Source organism: Salipiger sp. ABN3_019 (assembly GCF_056158605.1).
On the sequence record NZ_JBSWTP010000009.1, the window covers coordinates 2,662,709 to 2,683,201 of the forward strand.

The window sequence follows — 20,493 nt, forward strand, 5'->3', positions numbered from 1 at the left end:
CTGCGGGCAGAGGTCAGGCGCCGAGGCGGGGGCCAGCCCCCGCGCCCCCGGAGTATTTGTGGAAAGATGAAAGGCCGCCCACGGATGTTCCATGGGCGGCCTGCCTTTTTGCTGTCGGCCCGGTTGGTGTCGCTCCGGGCGCGGGGCTCAGAGCAGGGTCTGAGCCTCGCTGAGATCAACCGTGCTCTCGCCCGCTTCGCCGCCACGCAGCTCGGCGCGGCCATCGGCATGGCCGATCACCACCGTGTCGCAGATGCCGAGGAAGAGGCCGTTCTCCACCACGCCGGGGATCTGGTTGATCGCCAGCGACAGCGCGCGCGGATCGCCGATGCGCTTCAGGTGCAGGTCGAGCACATGGTTGCCCTCATCGGTGATGAAGGGCTGCTCGCCCGCCATGCGCAGGGTGGTTTCGCGGCCGTCTACATCCATGTCCGCAAGCGCGCGCTCGACCAGTTTGCGGGTCGAGGCGCCGCCGAAGGGGATCACCTCGAGCGGCAGCGGGAAGGCGCCCAGCGTCGCCACATCCTTGGCCGCATCGGCGATCACCACCATGCGGTCGGAGGCGCAGGCGACGATCTTCTCTTGCAGATGCGCGCCGCCGCCGCCCTTGATCAGGTTCAGCGCGGGATCGAACTCATCGGCACCGTCGATGGTCAGATCGAGCCAGCCGGCCTCGTCGAGGCTGATCACCTCGATGCCCACCTGACGGGCCAGTTCCGCGGTGCGGCTGGAGGTCGGCACGGCACGGATTTTCAGCCCGTCCTCGCGCACCCGCTTGCCAAGGCTGCGCACCAGCCAAGCGGCGGTGGAGCCGGTGCCGAGACCGACGCGCATGCCGTCCTCGACGAAATCCGCCGCACGGCGGGCGCATACGAATTTGGCCAGATCGCTGGCCGAAAGCTGGTCGGACATCGCCGCGACTCCCCTCTTGTGATATCGGGGGCGCTTATAGGAAAGATCGCACCCGCGGGCGATAGCCAAAATCCCCGCCAAGGCAGGCCCGCGCTTGGCGCCGCAGCGTTTTTCCCCGGCGGAATGCCGCTTTCCGCGGGTGACATCGCCGCGCCAGAGGATAGGGTCGCCGCAAATAGCCCAACGCCAACCGAGGTTTTTGCATGTTTCTGTCCGTCTTCGAGATGTTCAAGGTCGGGATCGGCCCGTCGTCTTCGCACACGATGGGGCCGATGGTCGCGGCCGGGCGCTTTCTCGACCGGCTGCGCGCCGCGCCTTTCGCCGCCCATGGGCTGCGCGGCTCGCTGCATGGCTCGCTGGCGTTTACCGGCGTCGGCCATGCCACCGACCGCGCGACCATCCTCGGGCTGGCGGGCTTCCTGCCCGAAACCTTCGATGCCGAGGCCGCCGAGGCCGCGCTGGCGGAGATCAATGAAACCGGCATGGTGCATCCCGAGGGGCTGGCACCGCTGAAGTTCGACCCCGCCAAGGACCTGCGCTTCGACTACGACCGCAATCTGCCCGGCCATGCCAACGGCATGATCCTGATGGCCACCGACGCGCAGGGCGACGTGATCGCGCAGGAGACCTATTATTCCGTCGGCGGTGGCTTCGTGCTGACCGAAGACGAGCTGAGCTCGGGCGAGGACAAGGACCACGGCCCCGCCGTTCCCTACCCTTTCAAGAGTGCCGCCGAAATGCTTCAGATGGCCGCGACCTCGGGCCTCGGCATCGCGGAGATGAAGCGCCGCAACGAACTGTCGCGCCGCCCCGCCGCCGAGCTTGATGCCGGGCTGCTGCGCATCTCAGAGGTGATGATGGGCTGTCTCGAACGCGGGCTCGAGGGCGGCGGCATCCTGCCCGGCGGGCTGAATGTGAAACGCCGCGCGGGCAATATCCACGAGCAGCTGCAGGCCGAGCGTGGCCGCAATCTCACCGCGCCGCATGTGATCAACGACTGGATGAGCTGCTACGCCATGGCGGTCAACGAAGAGAACGCCGCTGGCGGACAGGTGGTCACCGCGCCCACCAATGGCGCGGCGGGCGTGGTGCCTGCGGTGTTGCGCTACTGGCTCGACTTCGTGCCCGGCGCCACCTCCTCGCGCATCCCAGAGTTCCTGCTGACCGCGGCGGCGATCGGTGGGCTGGTGAAATACAACGCCTCGATCTCTGGCGCCGAGGCGGGCTGTCAGGCCGAGGTGGGCAGCGCCTCGGCCATGGCCGCCGCCGGGCTCTGCGCCGTCATGGGCGGCACGCCTGCACAGATCGAAAACGCCGCCGAGATCGCGCTGGAGCATCACCTCGGGATGACCTGCGATCCGGTGAAGGGCCTCGTGCAGGTGCCCTGCATCGAGCGCAACGGGCTGGGCGCGATCAAGGCGGTCTCTGCCGCCTCGCTGTCGATGCGCGGCGACGGCACGCATCTTGTCTCGCTCGACGCCTGTATCGAGACGATGCGCCAGACCGGGCGCGACATGGGCCATGAGTACAAGGAAACCTCGCTTGGCGGGCTGGCGGTGAACGTGCCCAACTGCTGACCCTCTCCGAACGGATTAGTGGGGCATCCGCTTGCCCCCTCCGCCTGTCCGCCGCCGGAGCGGACGAGAGCGCCCGCCGCACCATAACATGCTGTGATACGCATGTTTTTAGCGACGGTTTCCATGGCACGCTCTTCGTCGAGAGACTACCCGGAATTCTACCTCGTCGGCGCGGCGAAAGCCGGGACCGAGACGCTGGGCACTTGGCTGGCCCAGCACCCGGAGGTCTTTCTGCCCGAGAACCGCGCGCCGAGATACTTTGCCCATACGAGCAATGATCCGCGTCCGACCGCCGGTCCCTACGACCGCGACCAGATGGCAACCGCGGTGACCGATGCGGCGGAGTACCTCGCACTGTACGCCGGGCGCGGCGCGGCGATGCGCGGCGATGCCTCGCCCTGCTACCTTGCCCATTGCGAGGCCGCCAGCCGCATCGCCGAGGCCCGTCCCGACGCGCGGATCGTCATCACCCTGCGCGACCCGGTGGCCCGCGCCTTCGCGCATTATGCGGATTACCGCGTTCAAGGGCTCGACCCCAGCCCCAGCTTCGAAGAGGCGCTGGCCGCCGAGCCGCAGCGCCTCGCCAGCGGCTGGAGCGCGTGGCACGGCTACGCGCAACAAAGCCACTACGTGACGCAGCTTCAGCGCTATCTCGACGCCTTCCCGCGCGAGCAGATCCTGTTCCTGAGCTATGAGGCGCTGCGCGAGACGCCCGCCAAGGTTTGGGAGCAGCTGTGCGCCCACCTCGGGCTCGCGCCCGCCGCGATTGACCTCGCCCCCGCCGCCGCGCCAGAGCCATCCCAGCCCGGAACCGTGCAGCGCCTGCTCGACCGCGCCCTGCCCGGGCGCACAACTCCCGCGCCAGCGCTCAGCGAGCGCACCCGCCGGGCCTTGGCGGGGCGCTATCTGTCGGAACATGCGCCGCTGCGCAGGATGACCGGGCTGGCGCTGGAAAGCTGGTCGACGCCGACCGGCTGAGGCTCAGCCCAGCCGGTACATGAACAGCGTCGCATCGCGCCGCGCGCCGCCCTCGGGCGCAAGCGCATATTCGGGAATTTCTCCCGCGGGCAGAAAGCCGCAACTGGAATAGAGATGCTGCGCGGCGTCGCCACTGCGGGTGTCCAGCGTCACCAGATCGCGGCCCATCTGCTTGGACCGCTCCAGCAGCGCCTGCATCAGCGCCCGTGCGATGCCCCGTCGGCGGAACGCCGGGTGCACCAGCAACTTCGACACTTCGGCGCGGTGGGTCTGGTTCGGCATCCCCGCGGGCACAAGCGATCCGGTCCCGACCAGACGCCCCTCAAGGAACGCGCCAAAGAGCAGACGCCCGCCAGTGCCGACCTCGGGCAGCAGGCCGCGCCAGAACCCCTCTGCCTCGGCCAGCGAAAAGGGCATCACGAAGCCGACGCTGGCACCATCGGCGACGCAGGCCTGCAAGACCTCGGCGAGATCGGCCAGATGGCGCTGCGCCTCTGCCAGCCCCAGCGCCCGGATCTCCACCCCGGTGGTCACATCGCTCATGGCGTCACCAGCACAAGCACATAGTCCGCGGGCTTTTTCTTGCTCAGCGCGATGAAGCGGCTGGCGCCCTCGAGCCGGTAGCGCAGCGTGTCCCCCGCCGCCATCTCATGCGCCGCGCCTTCGACCTCGACCCGCAGCTTGCCCGACAGCAGATGCAGGTGATGCTCCAGCCCCGGCACCGGCGAGGCGTCATAGGCGATCTCTGCCCCCGGCGTCAGCGTGCAATGCAGCATCTCGGCGGCGAGCCCGGTTGCGCCGGGCGAGACCACGCGGCGGGTGAAGCCGGTCTCGGCATCCTCCCAGACCGGCTGTTCGGCGGCGGACACATGCGCGGTGAACCCCTCTTCGACCATCGCCATCAGCCGCGACATGCTGAGCCCATAGGCGAGGCAGAGCTTGCCCAGAACCTCGGCGGTGGGGCTGGTCTCGCCCTTCTCGAACCGCGAGAGCGCGGCGCGCGACACGCCGCTCTGCTCGGCCAGTTGGTCCAGCGTCAGCCCGCGCTCGCCGCGCAGCGCGGCAAGACGGCGGGCAAGCCGCGCGGCAAAGCCTGACAGGTCATCGGGCGGGGACAGGGTTGCTGCATCGGGCATGGGATCGGCTCCGGGAATCCATCTCTGATAAGAGAAAGATTCCCGAATTTGCGCGTTATGGCAAGCCCCGCAGCGGTGGCACGCATCTCAGCAGATGCGCGGCAGTTGCTCTCCGACCAGCATGTCGACGATCCGCGTGCCGCCAAAGGCGGTGCGGCAGACCACCGGGATCGGCCCTGCCGCGGCGGCATATCCGATGATCGCCGCGCCCTGCCCCTTGGGCCGCGCGCGCATCGCCGCAAGCGCCGCCTCGGCTTGCTTTGCCGGTACGAACATCACCAGCGTGCCCTCATTGGCCAGATAGAGCGGATCAAGCCCCAGAAGCTCGCACATCCCGCGCACCTCGTCGCGGATCGGCAGATCGGCGTCTTCGAGCGTGACGGTCACCCCCGCCTCCGCCGCCATCTCATTGAGCGCCGAGGCCAGCCCGCCGCGCGTGGCGTCGCGGCAGGCGCGGGCATCGGGGGCAGCGGCGAGCACCGCCTCGATCAGCCCATTCAGCGACTGGCAGTCGCTTTCGATGGGCGACGACAACGCCAGATCGCCCCGCGCGGCAAGGATGGTCGCGCCGTGATCGCCGAGCACGCCGTTGACCAGCACCGCGTCGCCGGGCCGGATATTGGCCGCCGCCATGTCGCGCCCTGCCGGGATCACCCCGACGCCCGAGGTGGTGATGAAGAGCGTGTCGCAGGATCCCTTCTCGACAACCTTGGTGTCGCCGGTGACGATGCGCACGCCCGCGCTCGCCGCCTCACGCGCCATCGAGGCCACCACCCGGCGCAAGAGCGCGATTTCGCAGCCCTCTTCGATGATGAAGGCCGCCGAGAGCCAGAGCGGCTGGGCGCCGCCCACCGCCAGATCATTGACCGTGCCGCAAACCGCCAGCTTGCCGATGTCGCCGCCGGGAAATTCCACCGGGGTCACCACGAAACTGTCGGTGGTGAAGGCCAGTTGCGCGCCGGGGGCCTGCAGCGGGCCATGCATCAGCCGCGCCTGATCCTCGGTCCCGGCGGGCTCGAAGACCGAGGTGAAGACCTCGTCGATGAGATCGCGCATGGCCTTTCCGCCGCCGCCATGGGCCAGCGTGACCCGGTCGCCGCGCAGGCGTGAGGGTTGGCGCGAGGGTTCGGGAGTGAGGGCGTTCATGGCTGAGCCTCCTTCATGATCGGGCGGTGCCGCCCTTATTCCGCCGCCGCGACGGCACGCGCGCCGCCATAGGTCCAATAGGCCGCGCAGGCGCCCTCGGACGAGACCATCAGCGCCCCAAGCGGCGTATCGGGGGTGCAGCCTCTGCCGAACTGCGGACAGGCGACGGGCTTCATCCGCCCGGTCATCACCGCACCGCAGGCGCAGCCTTCGGGTTCTTCGCTCTTGGGGCGTGCGCCGTAGCCGATGCCGAATTTGGCCTCGGTGTCCCACGCACGATAGCCGTCGCGGATGCGCAGCCCCGAGGCGTCGATCTCGCCAAGGCCGCGCCATTCGAAGCTGGGGCGCGGCTCGTAGACATCGGCGATGGCCGCAAGGCTCACCGGGTTGCCATGCTCGGGCACGACGCGGGCGTATTGGTTCTCGACCTCGGCCCGGCCCTCGGCGATCTGCCGCAGCACCATCAGCACCGACTGCAGCAGATCGAGCGGCTCGAACCCCGCGACGACGATGGGCTTGTTGAACTCTTCGGCCACGAAATCATAGCAGTGGATGCCGGTGACCATGCTCACATGCCCCGGCCCGACAAACCCGTCGAGGATCATATGCGGGTCTTCCAGCAGCGCACGGATCGGCGGCGGCACGGTGATGTGGTTGCAGAAGACCGAGAAATTGCCGATCTCCTCGCGCTTCGCCTGTTGCAGGGTGAGCGCGGTCGACGGGGTGGTGGTCTCGAAGCCGAGGCCGAAAAAGACCACCTCGCGGTCCGGGTTGCGCCGCGCCAGTTCCAGCGCGTCGAGCGGCGAGTAGACCATGCGGATGTCGGCACCGTCGGCCTTGGCCTGCAGCAGCGACTTGCGCGTGCCGGGCACCCGCATCGCGTCGCCGAAGGTGCAGAAGATCACGCCGGGCTGTTCGGCGATCTCGACGCAATCGTCGACGCGCGCCATAGGCAGCACGCAGACCGGGCAGCCGGGGCCGTGGATGAACTCGATGCCCGCAGGCACCAGCTTGTCGAGCCCGTAGCGAAAGATCGCATGGGTGTGGCCGCCGCAGATCTCCATGATGCGCAGCGGGTCGTCGGCGGTGCAGCCGATCTCGGTGCAGACCGCCGCGATGGCCCGCAGCACGCCCTGCGCGGCCTTGGGGTCGCGAAACTCCTGAACGTATCTCATGCCGTGCCCTCCCCCGCGAGAGCCCTGTCGCCCTCGGCCATCTGCTCCAGCGCCTCCTGCGCCTCACCCAGTTCGCGCAAGGCGATCAGCGTCTCCTGCGCCTCATGTTCGTCGATCACCGCCATGGCGAAACCGACGTGGATCAGCACCCATTCGCCCACCAGCGCCTCGAGCGGACGGTCAGCGACGGGCGCGAGCGAGACCTCGCGGCGCACGCCCGAAACCTCGGCCATGCCCATCTGGCGGCCCGCATCGGTGATCGAGACGATCTGTCCCGGAATGCCCAGACACATGGTTCAGTCCTCCTCTGCCACGGCGGCATGCGGCTCGATGCCGTAGCGGTCGAGCTTGGCGCGCAGGCCGACGCGGCTGAGCCCAAGCTCCGCCGCCGCCCGCGACTTGTTCCACTTGAGACGGGTCAGCGTCTCGCCAAGGATGCGCATCTCCATCAGTTCCACCCGGTCCTTCAGCGTGCCCTCGAGCTGGCACAAATCCTGCCCCGAGATACGCTCGCCGTCGCGCTGCGAGCCCGCCTGCAGGATGGCGCGCGAGATCAGTTCCGGCCCCAGCGTCATATCCTGCGCGAGGATCAGCATGCGCAGCATCTCGTTGCGCAGCTCCGGCAGGTTGCCCGGCCAGTCGTAGGCCATGAGGAATTCCAGCGCCGCGCGGCTGAGCCCGCGCACCGGCTTGCCGTGGGCGCTGGCGGCGTCATGCAAGAAACGCTCGGCCAAAAGCTCCACATCCTCGCCGCGGGCCCGCAGCGGCGGCATCGCCAGTTCGGTCACCGCCAGTTCGTAGAAGAGATCGCCGCGGAACCGACCGGCCTCGACCCTCGGGCGCAGGTCGGCATGGCTGCCCGCGATCAGCCGCACCCGCGTGGTCAGCGTCTCATGGCCGCCCACCGGCTGAAAGGCGCCCTCGCGCACGATCCGCAGCAGCGCCATCTGCATGACGTCCGACAGCCCGTCGACGCCATTGAGAAAGATCGTGCCCCGGTCGGCCTTTTGCAAAAGCCCCGCGCGCGCCTGCACTTGCCCCGCCATCGCGCCGCGCTTCACCCCGAAGAGCTCTGCCGCCAGCGCCTCATCCGAAAGGCCGGTGCAGTTGAGTTCAAAGAACGGCCGGTCGGCGCGCAGCGAGCCGTAGTGCATGGCGCGGGCAAGGTCGGTCTTGCCGGTGCCCGGCTCGCCGGTGATCAGCACCGGCACGTCGAAGCTGGCCACCTGCCGCGCATGGGCGATGGTGGCATTGAGCGGCGAGTTCGCGCCGCGCAGCACCTTGTCGAAGCCAAGCCCCGCCTGCGCCTGCCGCCGCCGTTCCTCGAGCTTGGCAGTGGCGGTATTGCCCAGATAGCGCATCTCGAGCGAGATCCGCTCGTGGTCGCGCGCCAGTTCAAACAGCCGCGCCGCGTTGCGCACCGACATGAGCAGTTGATCGGGGTGCCACGGCTTGGTGATGAACTGATAGATCCCCGCCTCGTTGATCGCGTCGATCATGTCGCCGGTCTCGGTATAGCCGGTGACGATGATGCGCACGGTCTCGGGCCAGCGGTCGCGGATCTCGGTCAGCAGCTCGATGCCGGTCTTGCCGGGCATGCGCTGGTCCGAGATCACCACCTGCACCCAATGCTCTTCCATCAGCCGCCACGCCTCTTCGGCGCTGCCCGCCTCGAGCACCGAGAAGTCATCCTCCAGCGCCATGCGCATGGCGGCGACCGAATGCGGCTCGTCGTCGACGACCAGAACGGTGGGAAGCGCCGGGCCTGCCATCACTCCGCCGCCTTGACCTGTGCCTTTGACCGAAGCTTTGCTTGACGCTTGGCCTGCGCCTCGCTGCGCAGCCAGCCGAGGACCTGCTCCAGCCCCTCGCCGGTGCGCGCCGAAACACGGATCACCTCGATGGTCGGGTTCACCCGCTTCAGGTTGGCCTCGTAAAGATCGAGGTCCACATCGCAATGCGGCGCGAGATCCACCTTGTTGAGCAGCGCCAGCCGCGCGGCGGTGAACATATCGGGGTATTTCAGCGGCTTGTCCTCGCCCTCGGTGACCGAGAGGATGGCGATCTTGGCATCCTCCCCCAGATCGAAAGCCGCCGGGCAGACGAGGTTGCCGACGTTCTCGATAAAGAGCGTGGTTCCCGGCTTCAGGTCCAGATGCTCCATGGCGTGGCCGACCATATGGCCGTCGAGATGGCAGCCTTTGCCGGTGTTGACCTGCACCGCGGGCGCGCCTGTGGCGCGGATGCGGTCGGCGTCATTCGAGGTCTGCTGGTCGCCCTCGATCACCGCCACGGGCGCCTGCCCAAGCGCGCGGATCGCGGCACACAGCAGCGTGGTCTTGCCCGAGCCGGGCGAGGAGACAAGGTTCACCGCGAAGGCATCCAGCTCGGCCAGCCGCGCCCGGTTGGCCATGGCGTAGCGGTCGTTCTGCGCAAGGATGCCGGTCTCGATCTCCACCAGCCGCTCCTGCGACATGCCCGGCACCTCGACACCCGCCGAACCCTGCCCGAAGTGAATGTCGCCATGGGAATGCGCATGGGAATGCGTGTGGTGGTGGCCATGATCATGGCTGTGGTCATGGTGATGATGGTGGTGCCCATGCTCCCCGTGGGAATGCCCCTCGAGCCTTGCATCGCCGCAGCCGCATACCGTGCACATCAGATCACCTCCATGTCCTTGATCCGCATTTCATCGCCCCCGTCGGGCATCAGCTTGCCCCCGCCGCAGTTCGGACAGGGATCAAGCCGGTTGTCGATCTCGACCTGCGCCATACAGTCGTAGCAGAGCGCGCGGCCCGGCAGGTCGATCATCTCCAGCGCCGCGCCTTCGGCCTTGGAGCCGCGCATGACGACCTCCCAAGCGAAGGTCAGCGCATGTTTTTCCACCCCGGCGAAGCGGCCGATCTCCAGCCGCACGCGGGTCACCTTGGCGATGGCGGGATCGGCGGCGGCCTGATCGACCACCTGCCGGATCCCCTCGCACAGCGACATCTCATGCATGCTGCACCTCTTTCAGCCGAAGAGGACAACAGGGATCGAGAATGTCCAGCAAGAGCGGCCCCAGACCCGATCTTTCCGGCGGCAGCGTGGCGAGGCTGCGCGCCAGAACGCCGCCCTGCGCCAACAGCGCGTCGGTGGGCGTGCGGCGCTCCAGTGCGGTCACCTGACCCGCCACGACCGTCACGCGCACCGCATAAGCGCCGCGCGCCGCCGGGACCATCGCCCAGCCCGCGCCTTGCAGCACGGCGGGCAGCTTTCCCAGCGCCGCCGCTTCGAGATCATAGAGCCGGGCACAGGCACGCCAGAGCGGCCCCCGCCCCTCGCGCGCCGCCAGCGCCGCCAGCGCCGGGTGATGCATATGCCGCGCCGCGACCGAGTTTTCGATCGGCGCGTCGCGCCAGACGCTGGCCGCGTCCACCACCGCCAGACCTTCGGCCACCGCCTCTCCGGGCGCAAAGCATGTCCCGATGCGGTAGAGCGCCCGCGCCGCAGGGCGGTCCGAGACGATGAAGGCATCAAGCTCGGCCAGCCTCTCGGGGGCGCGCCCGGCAGGGCCGAAGAGCGCCGCAAGCAGTGCCCGCCCGCCCTGCTGCCAACCCTCGGGCAGCGGCAGCGGCGCAAGCCCGAACTGCCCCGGCCAGCTGACGTGCAGCTTGAGCAGGTGATCGCGCAGCACCTCCGCCGCGATGCCGCCGCTGTCCACCTCCCGCCCCAGCGCCGCCGCCAGAGCTGCCGCCTGCGCCGCGCGGCACAGGTTGAAGAGCCGCGGCATCAGCGCCAGCACCTCCTCCACCGACCGACCGGCGACCAGCCGGGCGACCGGCAGCCCCGGCGCAGCCTGCGCCACAAGGCGCGGAGAGGCGGCGTCGTCAAGCATCAGCCCTGCTCCACCGACGGCTGCTCAGCGGCCCCGCTGTCCGAGAGCCCCGCGGTCAGCACCGCGCGCCGCGAGGGGGCACCGCGCAGATCCGGCACCTCGCCCGCATCCATCGCCGCCTCTTCGGCGGCCATCTCGGCCAGATCCGCCTCGCGCTGCGCCCGGATCTCGGCGGCGCGGTCGGTCTCGGCACGGTTGGCCTCGTCGAAAAGCGCCGCCATCACCGCACGCGCCACATCGGTGGCGTCCTTCTGGCGGGTAAACTCCCCCATCGGCGAGAACAGCGAGCAGGCCTTGTAGGGGCCGGTCATCTCGCGGCTGTTGTGCAGGAATTCATACTCGCCCGAGGGAAAGCCGATCACCTCCTTGTCGCCGGCGCGAAGTTCAGGCCACGCCGCGCCCTCATCGGGCAGCAGCACCAGGTTCATGAACCACGGCGAGACCAGCACCCCGAGCAGGCAGTCGCCATGGCGCTGAAAGCCCACCGCCTCGACCCGCAGCGCCTTGTTGACGATCGGCACGTCGCGCATCTTGGCATGATACACCTCGGCGAAATCGGCCTCGAGCCGGTCCGTCACCGCCTTGATGCGCGCCGCTTCGAGCAGGTCCGCCGCGCCCGGATCTTCCAGCACCATGAACTGCTCCTTGGGGGCCGAGCAATTCGGGCAGGACCAATCCTCGGGCAGATCGGCAAAGGCGGTGCCCGGCTCGACCTGCCGGAAATCGTCGCCCTCGGCCGGATCATAAGGCGTCCAGCAGATCTTGCACTCCATCACCGCCTGCGCGCTGATCCGGTCGTTGGCACCCAGATAGGACCCTTCAAAGCTCATCGGATCGCCTCCAGCACTTCGCGCAGACGCTCTGCGCTGTCCGTCAGATCCTCGGGTGCCGCCAGCGCCACTTCGGGCATGGCGGTCACCTCGAAAGTGTCGAGGATCAGCTGATCCATCGAATTGTAGAACCGCACGCGCCAGACGTGGGGCGTGGCGGTGGCGGTGACCCGGCAGTTGCCGTAGCCGCGCGACAAGATGTCCACAGAGCCCTCGCCAAGCCGCGCATCGAGCCATGCCAGATCGCCCTCGGTGTGCGGCAGCAGCGTCATATTCACCACATGGGGCGCGCCCGCGTAGGCGGCGCTCTTGTCCAGCAGTTCCGCCAGCAGCGCCGGGGCGTTGACCACCCCCGCACTGGCCTTTTCTACACTGGCCTTTTCGGAGCTGCCCCGCCGTGACGGCTCGAACGCCCGGCTGCGCGCCGCGCCCGGCACCGCGCCGATCTCGATCGCGTCGAGCCCCGCCCCGCTCAGCATCCAGACGCCCGCAAAGACGCTCTCCTGCACGCGGATCGCCGGGATGCCGCGGATCTTCATCGCCACCTCGCCTTCCAGCATGGTGTCGGCGACGAGCCTGCGGTTCGCCGCATCCAGCGGGCTGAGGTCAAAGCGCTCGGGCGCGCCGCCCGCAGCCACACGCTCGGCGGCCTCCGCCAGCGCCGCCAGCAGCCCCATCGCAGGGGCCAGCGCGGCGCTGGCCTCCACATCCGGCACATGGGCGGTGAAGGTGCGCATGTCCTGCGGCAGCGACATATACTGCAGCTCGGCCTCATCCTCGGGCTGCGAGCCGGGGCCGTAGCCGACGGGCGGAAGGTGAAAATTGCTGACCATGGGGATGTCCTTTCGGCTCAGGCCGCGGAGGTGGCTCTAGAAGCCGGAGGAAGCTCGGGCGTGATCGCCAGAAGATGCGGAATGCGGGCCATGTAATCGTCCCAGTCGCGCACCTTGGGGATGCCGCCGACACAGGTGCCGCCGCGGTAGAAAATCAGCGAGGGCGTCTTCAGCACCCCGGCGCTCTCGCGCAGCTCGGCCTCGATCGCATCGCCCACCACGGCGCAGTCGAAGGCGCCTTGGAAGGTCATGCGCAGCTCTGGCAGGATCACCGCCACATCGGCGCTTTCAAGGTTGCGCTTGGGATCGCCGGGCACAAAGAGCACATGCGCCCCGTCGCGCGCGGTGAAGGCGCGCAGCGCCTCCATGCTCTCCAGCAGTGGCATATTCATCTCGGTGCTCAGCCGGTCGATCAGCGGATGGCCCATGTCAGTCACTCCTCGTATTGCGGCCTCAAGCCTTGCTCAAACCGGCCGCGCGGGCCGCTTCCAGATGCGGTGGCAGCGCCGGGCTGCGGTTTTCCAGATCGGCAAAGGCCCCCTCGGCGCTGCCCCCCGCCATGAGGCTGCGCAGCCCCGCCAGCGCCTCGGCGATCAGCGCCGCTTCTTCGGGAGAAATCACCTCGCGGGCGCAGCCGAGATGGGTCAGCACCCATGTGCCGGGGGCCAGCGGGCCGGTGAGCGACAGGTCGATCAGCGCCTCGCCCTCGGCGCCCGTGGCGCGGGCGGCGATGCCCTCGACCGCAAGGATCTGCATGGGGATGCCGACGCACATCAGCCGCGTCCGCTTTGCGGGAAGAAGCGCGCGTCGCCGCTGCGGCAGGCCTCATCCTCGGTCGGGCGGCCCGCCTCATAGGCGTCCATGCGCAGCGAGGCATCGGCGAGGTCAAGCGTCTCGGTACTGCCTTCGGCGGCCACGAAGCCGCGCGCCGCCAGCCAGTCGCGGGCGATGGCCACCGCCTCGGGGATACGCGCCGTCACCTCGGGCCGCAGCGATCCGCCGTAATCCTCAAGCTCGACCGGCTGGCAACCGATCAGCACAAGCTCGCCGGGGCAGTAGCCCATGAGCTGCGCGGTGGCGATCACGTCCTGAAAGCCGGTCTGGTGCAGGCTCATCTTCTTGGCGCCCATGAAGGCGGGCACGTCCTCGCCCTCGACGATCTTCATGGTGCCGGGCTCCAGCCCGTAATCCACCGCGTCAAAGACGACCATGACGTCCGTCTCTTCGAGGAAAGGCAGCAGATAGAGCCCCTGCGTGCCGCCATCGAGCACCGTCACCTCCGGCCCAAAGGCCAGCGTCGCGGCCACATGTTCGACGCAGCGCACGCCAAAGCCCTCGTCCGCCCAGAGCACGTTACCGATGCCGAGAATGAGCGCCTTTTGCGCCATATGTCCCTCCCTCCGCTTGCGCGCCGAAAACCGTGTTTTCAGCTGCTGGCCCGTTCGAAATTAAGGGCTTCGTTCCGCCACGGCAGCGAATTTCCACCCACCCGAATAAAATCCGCATCTGCATGATATGTTTAACAAAAACCTAAAAATCGCCCCCGAACTGACCTACGCTAACCGGAATTCATCTTTCCACAAATACTCAAAATTGGAACACAACCTTCCACACAAAGAAACGGACCCCGAAGGGCCCGCTTCCACGTCTTCCGTCTTGGGAGGGGAGTCAGTCCGGAAGATCGTCCTTGAAGGTGCGGTGGCCCGAGATCATCGTCGAGACCATCGACTGCCGCGACATGATGTCCTCGCGGATCGCGGCGTAGATGTGGATCATCATGAAGATCACGATGAACCACATGCCAAGGTGATGAAGGGAATGCAGAATTTGCGTATTCCCCACCAGCGCGATGAGCCAGCCCATGACCAGATCGGGCAGCGATCCCTGCCCCGCGCCCTCGGCATAAAGCGCCCAGCCGGTCAGCAGCATGAAGGTGATGCCCACCGTCATGAAAAAGAACATCGCCACCTGCGCCAGCGGGTTGTGGCCCACGTATTTCTTCGGCACGTCCTCAAGGAAGGCGTACCAGCGCAGCTCGTGGACAACTTCTTTCCACCAGCTTTTCTTCCAGACCGGCACATAGAACAGCTGCTTGGCATGATGGTTGCCAACAAAGGCCCAATAGACCCGTCCGAGGAAGGCCACGGTCAGCATCTGCCCGGCGGCGAAATGGCCAAAGCGGATGTAGCCCATGACGAACTGATGCGTGGCCTCGGCGAAGTTCATCGTCGGCAGCGGCGAGGCGATGAACCAGCCGGTGCCGATCAGCACCATGATCAGCGCTGCGTTGATCCAATGCCAGAGCCGCACCGGCCATTCGTAGACAAAGACCGAGGTGCGGCGGCGGACGGTTTCGATGTCCGAGGCCCGCGCATCGCCGGTCAGCGGGCGGGTGGACAGGGTCTGGCCCTGCCCTCCTTGCGTATGAAGCGTGTCCTCCGGCATGGGCTCACTCCCGGCGCGCGGCGTAAAGCCGCCAGACCAGCACGCCCGCCAGCGCCAGAATTCCCAGCCCATGCAGCGGCGACAGCAGCCAATGCGCCGCGCCATCCGCCGGCAGCGCCGCGTCGTGACCGGGATGGGCCGCCGCCACAGAGGCGGAGGCGGCCCAGATCAGGATTGCCTTTTTCATGATCGCTTCTCCTCTCAGCGAACCTTGACCTGCGCCAGTTCGGCGCCGTCGGGGGACATGACATGGGTGGAACAGGCAAGGCAGGGATCGAAGCTGTGCAGCGTGCGCAGGATCTCCACCGGCTCCTCGGGACGCTCGACCTTGGTGTTCATCAGCGACGCCTCGAAAGCGCCAATATTGCCCGCAGTGTCGCGCGGCGAGCCGTTCCACGTGGTCGGCACGACGCATTGATAGTTCTCGATCCGCCCATCCTTGATTTTGATCCAATGCCCCAACGCGCCGCGCGGCGCTTCGGTCATGCCGACACCCTTGGCCTCTTTCGGCCAGGTCGACGGATCCCATTTCTCGATGTTCGCCGTGCTCTCGTCGCCGTTGCGGATATTGGCGATCATCTTGTCAAAGAAGTGCCGTTGCAGACGGCCGCAATATTCGGATTCCAGCGCCCGCGCCGCGGTGCGGCCCAGCGTCGAGAACAGCGCCTCCTTGGGCAGGTCCATATCCGACAGCAGCCGGTCGACCTGATCGCGGATGTCCTCATGGCCCTTGGCGTAGCCGACGATGTAACGCGCCAGCGGCCCCACCTCCATGGCATGACCGCGCCAGCGCGGGGCTTTGATCCACGAGTATTTCGCCGCCTCGTCAAGCTCTTCGATGCGGGTCTTGGTGCCCTTGGCGTTCGGCCCCAACTCGTATTTCGGCTCGGTGACGCCATCCCACGGGTGCAGCCCCTTGCCCGCCTCGCCATAGGTGTACCACGAGTGATCGACGAACTCCTGCACCTGCTCGGGATCGCGCGGATCGACGTCCAGCACCTCGTCCATATTGCCATTGATGATCGCGCCGCGCGGCAGATGCAGCTGCTCGGGCGAGAAATCGTTGGGATGCTCGGGGATGTCGCCATAGGCGAGGCACGCCTTCGAGGACAGCCCGCCACCGTACAGCCAGTTGCGGTAGATGCCGCCGATCGCCTTCACATCGGGGATATAGACGTTGCGGTTAAACTCCTGCGTCTGGTCGATGATGGAGCTGACCATATTCAGCCGCTCCATGTTGATCGCCCCGACCGAGCCCACGCCATCCATGTTGATCGGGCACGGCACGCCGCCCACCAGCCAGTTCGGGTGCGGGTTCTTGCCGCCAAAGATCGTGTGCACCTTGACGATCTCCTTCTGGAGATCGAGCGCCTCGAGGTAGTGGGTCGTCGCCATCAGATCCGCCTCGGGCGGCAGAAGATAGGCGGGATTGTCCCAATAGCCGTTCTTGAAGAGGCCCAGCTGACCGCTCTCGACGAATTTCTTCAGCCGGTTCTGCACATCCCGGAAATAGCCCGGGCTCGACAGCGGGTGGTTCGGCCCGACGGTCTGCTGCAACTCCGAGGTCGCCTTGGGATCAGCCTTCAGCGCGTTGATCGGGTTGACCCAGTCGAGCGCATGCAGGTGATAGAAATGCACGACGTGATCATGAATTTCGAGCGCCAGCTGCATCATGTTGCGGATCGAGTTGGCGTTGTCGGGGATGGTGATCCCCAGCGCATCCTCGACCGCCCGCACCGAGGTCAGCGCGTGGGTGCCGGTGCAGACGCCGCAGATGCGCTCGGTGAAGGCCCAGGCGTCGCGCGGGTCGCGGCCCTTGAGGATCACTTCCAGCCCGCGCCACATGGTGCCGGTAGAGACCGCGTTGGTGATCATGTTGTTCTCGTCGACGTTCACCTCGCAGCGCATGTGGCCCTCGATCCGAGTGACCGGATCGACCACGATGCGCTGGCCGGAAGTGTCGAGCGTAAAGCCGTTGGGGGTTTGCTGGGCCATGGATCAGACCTCCTCGTGGGACGCTTTGGACTGCGTCTTCTTCTGTGCAGATTTCAGCGCCGAGACGGCGGCGTGCAGCGCGATGCCGCCGCCCACCACGCCCGCCGCCGTGAGGCCCACCTTGTCGGCATTGGCCTCGATCCCGAACTGCGTAAGATCGGTGACGCGGTTGTAGAAACTGCCCTGATCCCAGAAGCCGTCTTCCGAGCAGCCGATGCAGCCATGGCCCGACTGGATCGGGAACGAGACACCCTCGTTCCAGCGCACGGTCGAACAGGCGTTGTAGGTGGTCGGCCCTTTGCAGCCCATCTTGTAGAGGCAATAGCCCTTGCGCGCGTTCTCATCGTCCCAATGCTCGACGAACTGCCCGGCGTCGAAATGCGGGCGGCGGTAGCATTTGTCGTGGATGCGCTGGCTGTAGAACATTGCGGGCCGCCCCTGACGGTCAAGCTCGGGCAGCCGGTCGAAGGTCAGCATATAGGTGATCACCCCGGTCATCACCTCGGCGATGGGCGGGCAGCCCGGCACTTTGATGATTGGCTTGTCAGTGATCACCTTGTGCACCGGCGTCGCGCGGGTCGGGTTGGGTTTCGCCGCCTGCACGCAGCCGTAAGAGGCGCAGGCCCCCCAGCTGATGATCGCCTTGGCGTGCTCGGCGGCCTCGCGCAGCTGCTCGACGAAGGGACGCCCCCCAACGATGCAGTACATGCCGTCCTCGTTCAGCGGCGGGTTGCCTTCGACCGCGAGGATGTAGTTGCCCTTGTATTTCTCGATGGTGTCGGCCAGTGCCGCCTCGGCCTGATGCCCCGCCGCCGCCATCAGCGTGTCGTCGTAATCGAGGCTGATCATCGACAGCACCACGTCCTTGGCGAGCGGATGCGCGCTGCGGATGAAGCTTTCCGAGCAGCAGGTGCATTCCAGCCCGTGCACCCAGATCACCGGCGTGCGCGGCTTGGTCTCCATGGCGTGGGCGATCTTCGGCACGAAGGCCGGTCCCAGCCCCAGCGCCGCCGCCGTCAGCGAGCAATATTTCATGAAGCTGCGCCGGGTGATCCCCTGCCGCCGCATCACGTCGTAGAAGGTTTCTATCTGGCTCAAGCTGGTCCCTCCCTCGCCTTCAGGTCTGGCCTCATGCTCCGGGCAGCCCACCCGGTGAGACTCTGGCGCGCCAAGTGCAAAGGCGCGTGGTCCCTCCAGAAACCACGGTATGCCGGTGTGTGCGAAGGGAATGCGCGGACGCAGAGGAAGGTTTTAAATAGTCATTATTTTCAGATATTTAAGCGGCATTCCTGCAGGGTTTCTGCAGCCGCAGCACGGATAGCGCCCTGCCAGCCCGAGAGCGCAGACGGTCAGGCGCTTTCCAGCCGTGCGAGCGCCACCAGCGCCTGACCCAATGCCAGCCCGCCGTCATTGGCCGGTGTCTTGCGGTGGATCAGCACCGGCACATCCCCCAGCGCGCGCACCGTCAGATCGAGCAGCAGCGCGTTCTGAAAGCATCCGCCCGAAAGCGCCACAGCCGCCGCCTCGCCGCGGTCGACCAGCGCCCGCGCTGGGGCTGCAAAGGCCTCGGCCAGCCCAGCGTGGAACCGCCGCGCCATGATGCCGGGGTCCGCACCCGCTGCCGCATCCTCTGCCCACGCGGCAAAAAGCGGCACCGGGTCGATCACGCCCCCGTCCGAGGCAAAGGGATAGGCCCCGCTCTCCGCTGCCGCTGCCGCCAGCGCCTCGAGCCGCATCGCCGCCTCGCCTTCGAAACTCTGCCCCTCGGCGCAAATCCCCAAGGCCGCCGCGAAAGCGTCAAACAGCCGCCCGGCGCTCGACGACAGCGGCGCGTTCATGCCGCGCTCGGCCATCTGCCGCAGCAGCGCCAGGGGCCGCCCCGGCAACAGGCGCTCCGCCTCCGCCCCGAGCCCCGCCTGATCGAGCCGCATCACAAGGTTGCGCCACGGCTCGCGGCTCGCCGCATCGCCCCCCGGCAGCGGCGCCGGCCGCAGCCATCCCCGCCGCTCGGCTCCGTGGTAATCGCCCAGCAGCAGCTCGCCGCCCCAGACCGTGCCATCGCTGCCCAGCCCCAGCCCGTCGAGCACGATCCCCGCCACGCGCCCGCCCGCCAGCGGCCAGAGGTTTTCGCCCAGACAGGCGGCGAGATGCGCGTGATGATGCTGCACTTCGATCAGCGGCAGGCCGGTGGCGCGGGCGTGGAGGGAGGCGCGGAACTCGGGATGCAGGTCGCAGGCCGCCGCCTCGGGGCGGTGATCGAACAGCGCCGCATAATCCCGGTCCGCCTGCAGAAACGCCTCCCATGTCAGCGCCTCGTCAAGCTCCCCAAGGTGATGCCCCAAAAGCGCTTGGCGGTTCTTCACAAGGCAGATCGCCGCCTTCATCTGACCGCCATAGGCCACCACCTGCCGGTCCGCGAAGCCCTCGGGCAGCGGCAAAGTGCCCGGCACCCGCCCGCGCGCCCGGCGCAGCACCATGGGCCCCTGCGGCGTGATCCGCTCGACGCTGTCGTCGAGCCGCCGGGCGATCTGCCGGTCATGCATCACGAAGGCATCGGCAAAGCCTGCGAGTTTCTCGCGCGCCTCGGCATTGCCGATGACCTGCGGCTCCCCCGAAAGATTGCCCGAGGTCATCACCAGCGGGCGGCCCACCGCGGCGCAGAGCAGATGGTGCAGCGGCGTGTAGGGCAGCATCCAGCCAAGCTGCGCCTGCCCCGGCGCCAGCGCCTCGGGCAAGGTCTCCCCCAGCTTGGGCAGCAGCACAATCGGCGCGGCGGGGTCTTGCAGCAGCGCCGCCTCCTCGGCGCTCGGGCGGGCGAACCGTTCGAGCACTTCCAGAGGTGCCATCAGCGCTAGCGGTTTGCCCGGACGCCGCTTGCGCCTCCGCAAGCGCGCCACCGCCTCCGCCTGCGTCGCATCGCAGCACAGATGAAAGCCGCCCAGCCCCTTCACCGCGAGGATCTCTCCCGCCAGCAGCGCCCGCGCCGCCAGCGCAACCCCATCGCCCAAAACCTCCCCGCCGCCGCGCTCAAGCCAGAGCCGCGGCCCGCAGGCCGGACAGGCGACGGGCTGGGCGTGAAAACGGCGATCGCCGGGAACCTCATACTCCGCGCGGCAGGCGTCGCAGAGCGCAAAGCCCGCCATGGTGGTCTGCGCCCGATCGTAAGGCAGCCCCTGCAGGATCGTGTAGCGCGGCCCGCAGTTGGTGCAATTGGTGAAGCCATAGCCCCGCCGCCGCCCCGTGCCAAAGATCTCCGCCACGCAGTCCGGGCAGGTCGCCGCATCCGGCGCCACCCGCGTCTCGGCCCCAGCCGCCCCCGAAACGGCGATGACAAAGCCCTCGGCGCGCCCGGACCAGTCAGAGACCTCGACCGTATCCACCCGCGCCAGAGGCGGCGCCTCATCGCGCAGCGCGGCCACGAAGCGCTCAAGCTCGCCGCCGCAGGCCAGCACCAGCACGCCCTTGGCATCGTTAAACACCTCGCCCGAAACGCCAAAGCGCCGCGCCAGCGCCCAGACGAAGGGACGAAACCCCACCCCCTGCACCTGCCCGCGGACCCGAATGCGCCGCCCGTTCATGTCTTCCTCTT

22 protein-coding genes are annotated in these 20,493 nt (G+C 67.8%); 2 read left to right on the forward strand and 20 right to left on the reverse strand.

What is annotated here, in order from left to right:
- Nucleotides 1-147: 147 nt before the first annotated feature.
- Entirely contained in the window at nt 148-912 is a 765-nt protein-coding gene (rpiA, locus tag ACXAD2_RS21030) for a ribose-5-phosphate isomerase RpiA (RefSeq protein ID WP_164178947.1), read from the reverse strand.
- Between the two features lie 203 nt (nt 913-1,115).
- On the opposite strand from rpiA, the gene ACXAD2_RS21035 reads away from it, so the two are divergent.
- Nucleotides 1,116-2,489: an L-serine ammonia-lyase gene (locus tag ACXAD2_RS21035; RefSeq protein ID WP_475174221.1), complete on the forward strand. Its 1,374-nt coding sequence runs from the start codon at nt 1,116-1,118 to the stop codon at nt 2,487-2,489.
- A gap of 123 nt (nt 2,490-2,612) precedes the next feature.
- On the forward strand, nt 2,613-3,467 hold the full coding sequence (locus tag ACXAD2_RS21040; RefSeq protein ID WP_475174224.1) for a sulfotransferase family protein: 855 nt from the start codon (nt 2,613-2,615) through the stop codon (nt 3,465-3,467).
- Nucleotides 3,468-3,470: 3 nt separating this feature from the next.
- Here ACXAD2_RS21040 and ACXAD2_RS21045 read toward each other — a convergent pair whose 3' ends face one another.
- The 19 genes from ACXAD2_RS21045 to hypF form a co-directional block, all read right to left on the reverse strand.
- Nucleotides 3,471-4,010, reverse strand: coding sequence for an N-acetyltransferase family protein (locus tag ACXAD2_RS21045; RefSeq protein WP_475174230.1), 540 nt, complete (start codon nt 4,008-4,010; stop codon nt 3,471-3,473).
- Nucleotides 4,007-4,603, reverse strand: a complete 597-nt coding sequence (locus ACXAD2_RS21050; RefSeq protein WP_475174232.1) for a helix-turn-helix domain-containing protein — start codon at nt 4,601-4,603, stop codon at nt 4,007-4,009. The genes ACXAD2_RS21045 and ACXAD2_RS21050 overlap by 4 nt, the downstream gene beginning before the upstream one ends.
- Before the next feature lie 87 nt (nt 4,604-4,690).
- On the reverse strand, nt 4,691-5,749 hold the full coding sequence (hypE, locus tag ACXAD2_RS21055; RefSeq protein ID WP_475174233.1) for a hydrogenase expression/formation protein HypE: 1,059 nt from the start codon (nt 5,747-5,749) through the stop codon (nt 4,691-4,693).
- 35 nt (nt 5,750-5,784) lie between these two features.
- On the reverse strand, nt 5,785-6,924 hold the full coding sequence (hypD, locus tag ACXAD2_RS21060; protein ID WP_475174235.1) for a hydrogenase formation protein HypD: 1,140 nt from the start codon (nt 6,922-6,924) through the stop codon (nt 5,785-5,787).
- Nucleotides 6,921-7,217, reverse strand: a complete 297-nt coding sequence (locus tag ACXAD2_RS21065; RefSeq protein ID WP_164178940.1) for a HypC/HybG/HupF family hydrogenase formation chaperone — start codon at nt 7,215-7,217, stop codon at nt 6,921-6,923. The genes hypD and ACXAD2_RS21065 overlap by 4 nt, the downstream gene beginning before the upstream one ends.
- Nucleotides 7,218-7,220: 3 nt before the next feature.
- The gene (locus ACXAD2_RS21070; RefSeq protein ID WP_475174238.1) at nt 7,221-8,696 is read right to left on the reverse strand and encodes a sigma-54-dependent transcriptional regulator; all 1,476 of its coding nucleotides are present in this window, start codon (nt 8,694-8,696) and stop codon (nt 7,221-7,223) included.
- A complete protein-coding gene (gene hypB, locus ACXAD2_RS21075) occupies nt 8,696-9,583 on the reverse strand; it encodes a hydrogenase nickel incorporation protein HypB (protein ID WP_475174241.1) in 888 nt (295 codons plus the stop codon). Before hypB ends, ACXAD2_RS21070 begins: the two co-directional genes overlap by 1 nt.
- Nucleotides 9,583-9,924, reverse strand: a complete 342-nt coding sequence (gene hypA, locus ACXAD2_RS21080; protein WP_066101250.1) for a hydrogenase maturation nickel metallochaperone HypA — start codon at nt 9,922-9,924, stop codon at nt 9,583-9,585. Before hypA ends, hypB begins: the two co-directional genes overlap by 1 nt.
- Nucleotides 9,917-10,801: a hydrogenase expression/formation protein HupK gene (locus tag ACXAD2_RS21085; RefSeq protein WP_475174245.1), complete on the reverse strand. Its 885-nt coding sequence runs from the start codon at nt 10,799-10,801 to the stop codon at nt 9,917-9,919. The genes hypA and ACXAD2_RS21085 overlap by 8 nt, the downstream gene beginning before the upstream one ends.
- Complete coding sequence (gene hybE, locus ACXAD2_RS21090; RefSeq protein WP_475174248.1) at nt 10,801-11,631, reverse strand: [NiFe]-hydrogenase assembly chaperone HybE; 831 nt, start codon at nt 11,629-11,631, stop codon at nt 10,801-10,803. The genes ACXAD2_RS21085 and hybE overlap by 1 nt, the downstream gene beginning before the upstream one ends.
- Entirely contained in the window at nt 11,628-12,464 is an 837-nt protein-coding gene (locus ACXAD2_RS21095) for a hydrogenase expression/formation protein (protein WP_475174251.1), read from the reverse strand. Before ACXAD2_RS21095 ends, hybE begins: the two co-directional genes overlap by 4 nt.
- A gap of 17 nt (nt 12,465-12,481) precedes the next feature.
- The gene (locus tag ACXAD2_RS21100; RefSeq protein ID WP_475174253.1) at nt 12,482-12,892 is read right to left on the reverse strand and encodes a thioredoxin domain-containing protein; all 411 of its coding nucleotides are present in this window, start codon (nt 12,890-12,892) and stop codon (nt 12,482-12,484) included.
- A gap of 25 nt (nt 12,893-12,917) precedes the next feature.
- Nucleotides 12,918-13,238, reverse strand: coding sequence for a HypC/HybG/HupF family hydrogenase formation chaperone (locus ACXAD2_RS21105; RefSeq protein ID WP_475174259.1), 321 nt, complete (start codon nt 13,236-13,238; stop codon nt 12,918-12,920).
- Entirely contained in the window at nt 13,238-13,852 is a 615-nt protein-coding gene (locus ACXAD2_RS21110) for a HyaD/HybD family hydrogenase maturation endopeptidase (protein ID WP_475174267.1), read from the reverse strand. The genes ACXAD2_RS21105 and ACXAD2_RS21110 overlap by 1 nt, the downstream gene beginning before the upstream one ends.
- 280 nt (nt 13,853-14,132) lie before the next feature.
- The gene (gene cybH / locus ACXAD2_RS21115) at nt 14,133-14,909 is read right to left on the reverse strand and encodes a Ni/Fe-hydrogenase, b-type cytochrome subunit (protein WP_066101269.1); all 777 of its coding nucleotides are present in this window, start codon (nt 14,907-14,909) and stop codon (nt 14,133-14,135) included.
- Nucleotides 14,910-14,913: 4 nt separating this feature from the next.
- A complete protein-coding gene (locus tag ACXAD2_RS21120; RefSeq protein WP_475174273.1) occupies nt 14,914-15,096 on the reverse strand; it encodes a hypothetical protein in 183 nt (60 codons plus the stop codon).
- 14 nt (nt 15,097-15,110) lie between these two features.
- Nucleotides 15,111-16,904, reverse strand: a complete 1,794-nt coding sequence (locus ACXAD2_RS21125) for a nickel-dependent hydrogenase large subunit (RefSeq protein ID WP_475174275.1) — start codon at nt 16,902-16,904, stop codon at nt 15,111-15,113.
- Between the two features lie 3 nt (nt 16,905-16,907).
- Nucleotides 16,908-18,002: a hydrogenase small subunit gene (locus ACXAD2_RS21130; protein WP_475174280.1), complete on the reverse strand. Its 1,095-nt coding sequence runs from the start codon at nt 18,000-18,002 to the stop codon at nt 16,908-16,910.
- Between the two features lie 251 nt (nt 18,003-18,253).
- Nucleotides 18,254-20,482: a carbamoyltransferase HypF gene (gene hypF / locus ACXAD2_RS21135; RefSeq protein ID WP_475174284.1), complete on the reverse strand. Its 2,229-nt coding sequence runs from the start codon at nt 20,480-20,482 to the stop codon at nt 18,254-18,256.
- Nucleotides 20,483-20,493: the final 11 nt, after the last annotated feature.

What these genes read in the sequence shown, in the direction of transcription:
- rpiA (WP_164178947.1), bottom strand. Translation starts at nt 912, where the DNA reads ATGTCCGACCAGCTTTCGGCCAGCGATCTGGCCAAATTCGTATGCGCC.
- ACXAD2_RS21035 (WP_475174221.1), top strand. Translation starts at nt 1,116, where the DNA reads ATGTTTCTGTCCGTCTTCGAGATGTTCAAGGTCGGGATCGGCCCGTCG.
- ACXAD2_RS21040 (WP_475174224.1), top strand. Translation starts at nt 2,613, where the DNA reads ATGGCACGCTCTTCGTCGAGAGACTACCCGGAATTCTACCTCGTCGGC.
- ACXAD2_RS21045 (WP_475174230.1), bottom strand. Translation starts at nt 4,010, where the DNA reads ATGAGCGATGTGACCACCGGGGTGGAGATCCGGGCGCTGGGGCTGGCA.
- ACXAD2_RS21050 (WP_475174232.1), bottom strand. Translation starts at nt 4,603, where the DNA reads ATGCCCGATGCAGCAACCCTGTCCCCGCCCGATGACCTGTCAGGCTTT.
- hypE (WP_475174233.1), bottom strand. Translation starts at nt 5,749, where the DNA reads ATGAACGCCCTCACTCCCGAACCCTCGCGCCAACCCTCACGCCTGCGC.
- hypD (WP_475174235.1), bottom strand. Translation starts at nt 6,924, where the DNA reads ATGAGATACGTTCAGGAGTTTCGCGACCCCAAGGCCGCGCAGGGCGTG.
- ACXAD2_RS21065 (WP_164178940.1), bottom strand. Translation starts at nt 7,217, where the DNA reads ATGTGTCTGGGCATTCCGGGACAGATCGTCTCGATCACCGATGCGGGC.
- ACXAD2_RS21070 (WP_475174238.1), bottom strand. Translation starts at nt 8,696, where the DNA reads ATGGCAGGCCCGGCGCTTCCCACCGTTCTGGTCGTCGACGACGAGCCG.
- hypB (WP_475174241.1), bottom strand. Translation starts at nt 9,583, where the DNA reads ATGTGCACGGTATGCGGCTGCGGCGATGCAAGGCTCGAGGGGCATTCC.
- hypA (WP_066101250.1), bottom strand. Translation starts at nt 9,924, where the DNA reads ATGCATGAGATGTCGCTGTGCGAGGGGATCCGGCAGGTGGTCGATCAG.
- ACXAD2_RS21085 (WP_475174245.1), bottom strand. Translation starts at nt 10,801, where the DNA reads ATGCTTGACGACGCCGCCTCTCCGCGCCTTGTGGCGCAGGCTGCGCCG.
- hybE (WP_475174248.1), bottom strand. Translation starts at nt 11,631, where the DNA reads ATGAGCTTTGAAGGGTCCTATCTGGGTGCCAACGACCGGATCAGCGCG.
- ACXAD2_RS21095 (WP_475174251.1), bottom strand. Translation starts at nt 12,464, where the DNA reads ATGGTCAGCAATTTTCACCTTCCGCCCGTCGGCTACGGCCCCGGCTCG.
- ACXAD2_RS21100 (WP_475174253.1), bottom strand. Translation starts at nt 12,892, where the DNA reads ATGGGCCATCCGCTGATCGACCGGCTGAGCACCGAGATGAATATGCCA.
- ACXAD2_RS21105 (WP_475174259.1), bottom strand. Translation starts at nt 13,238, where the DNA reads ATGTGCGTCGGCATCCCCATGCAGATCCTTGCGGTCGAGGGCATCGCC.
- ACXAD2_RS21110 (WP_475174267.1), bottom strand. Translation starts at nt 13,852, where the DNA reads ATGGCGCAAAAGGCGCTCATTCTCGGCATCGGTAACGTGCTCTGGGCG.
- cybH (WP_066101269.1), bottom strand. Translation starts at nt 14,909, where the DNA reads ATGCCGGAGGACACGCTTCATACGCAAGGAGGGCAGGGCCAGACCCTG.
- ACXAD2_RS21120 (WP_475174273.1), bottom strand. Translation starts at nt 15,096, where the DNA reads ATGAAAAAGGCAATCCTGATCTGGGCCGCCTCCGCCTCTGTGGCGGCG.
- ACXAD2_RS21125 (WP_475174275.1), bottom strand. Translation starts at nt 16,904, where the DNA reads ATGGCCCAGCAAACCCCCAACGGCTTTACGCTCGACACTTCCGGCCAG.
- hypF (WP_475174284.1), bottom strand. Translation starts at nt 20,482, where the DNA reads ATGAACGGGCGGCGCATTCGGGTCCGCGGGCAGGTGCAGGGGGTGGGG.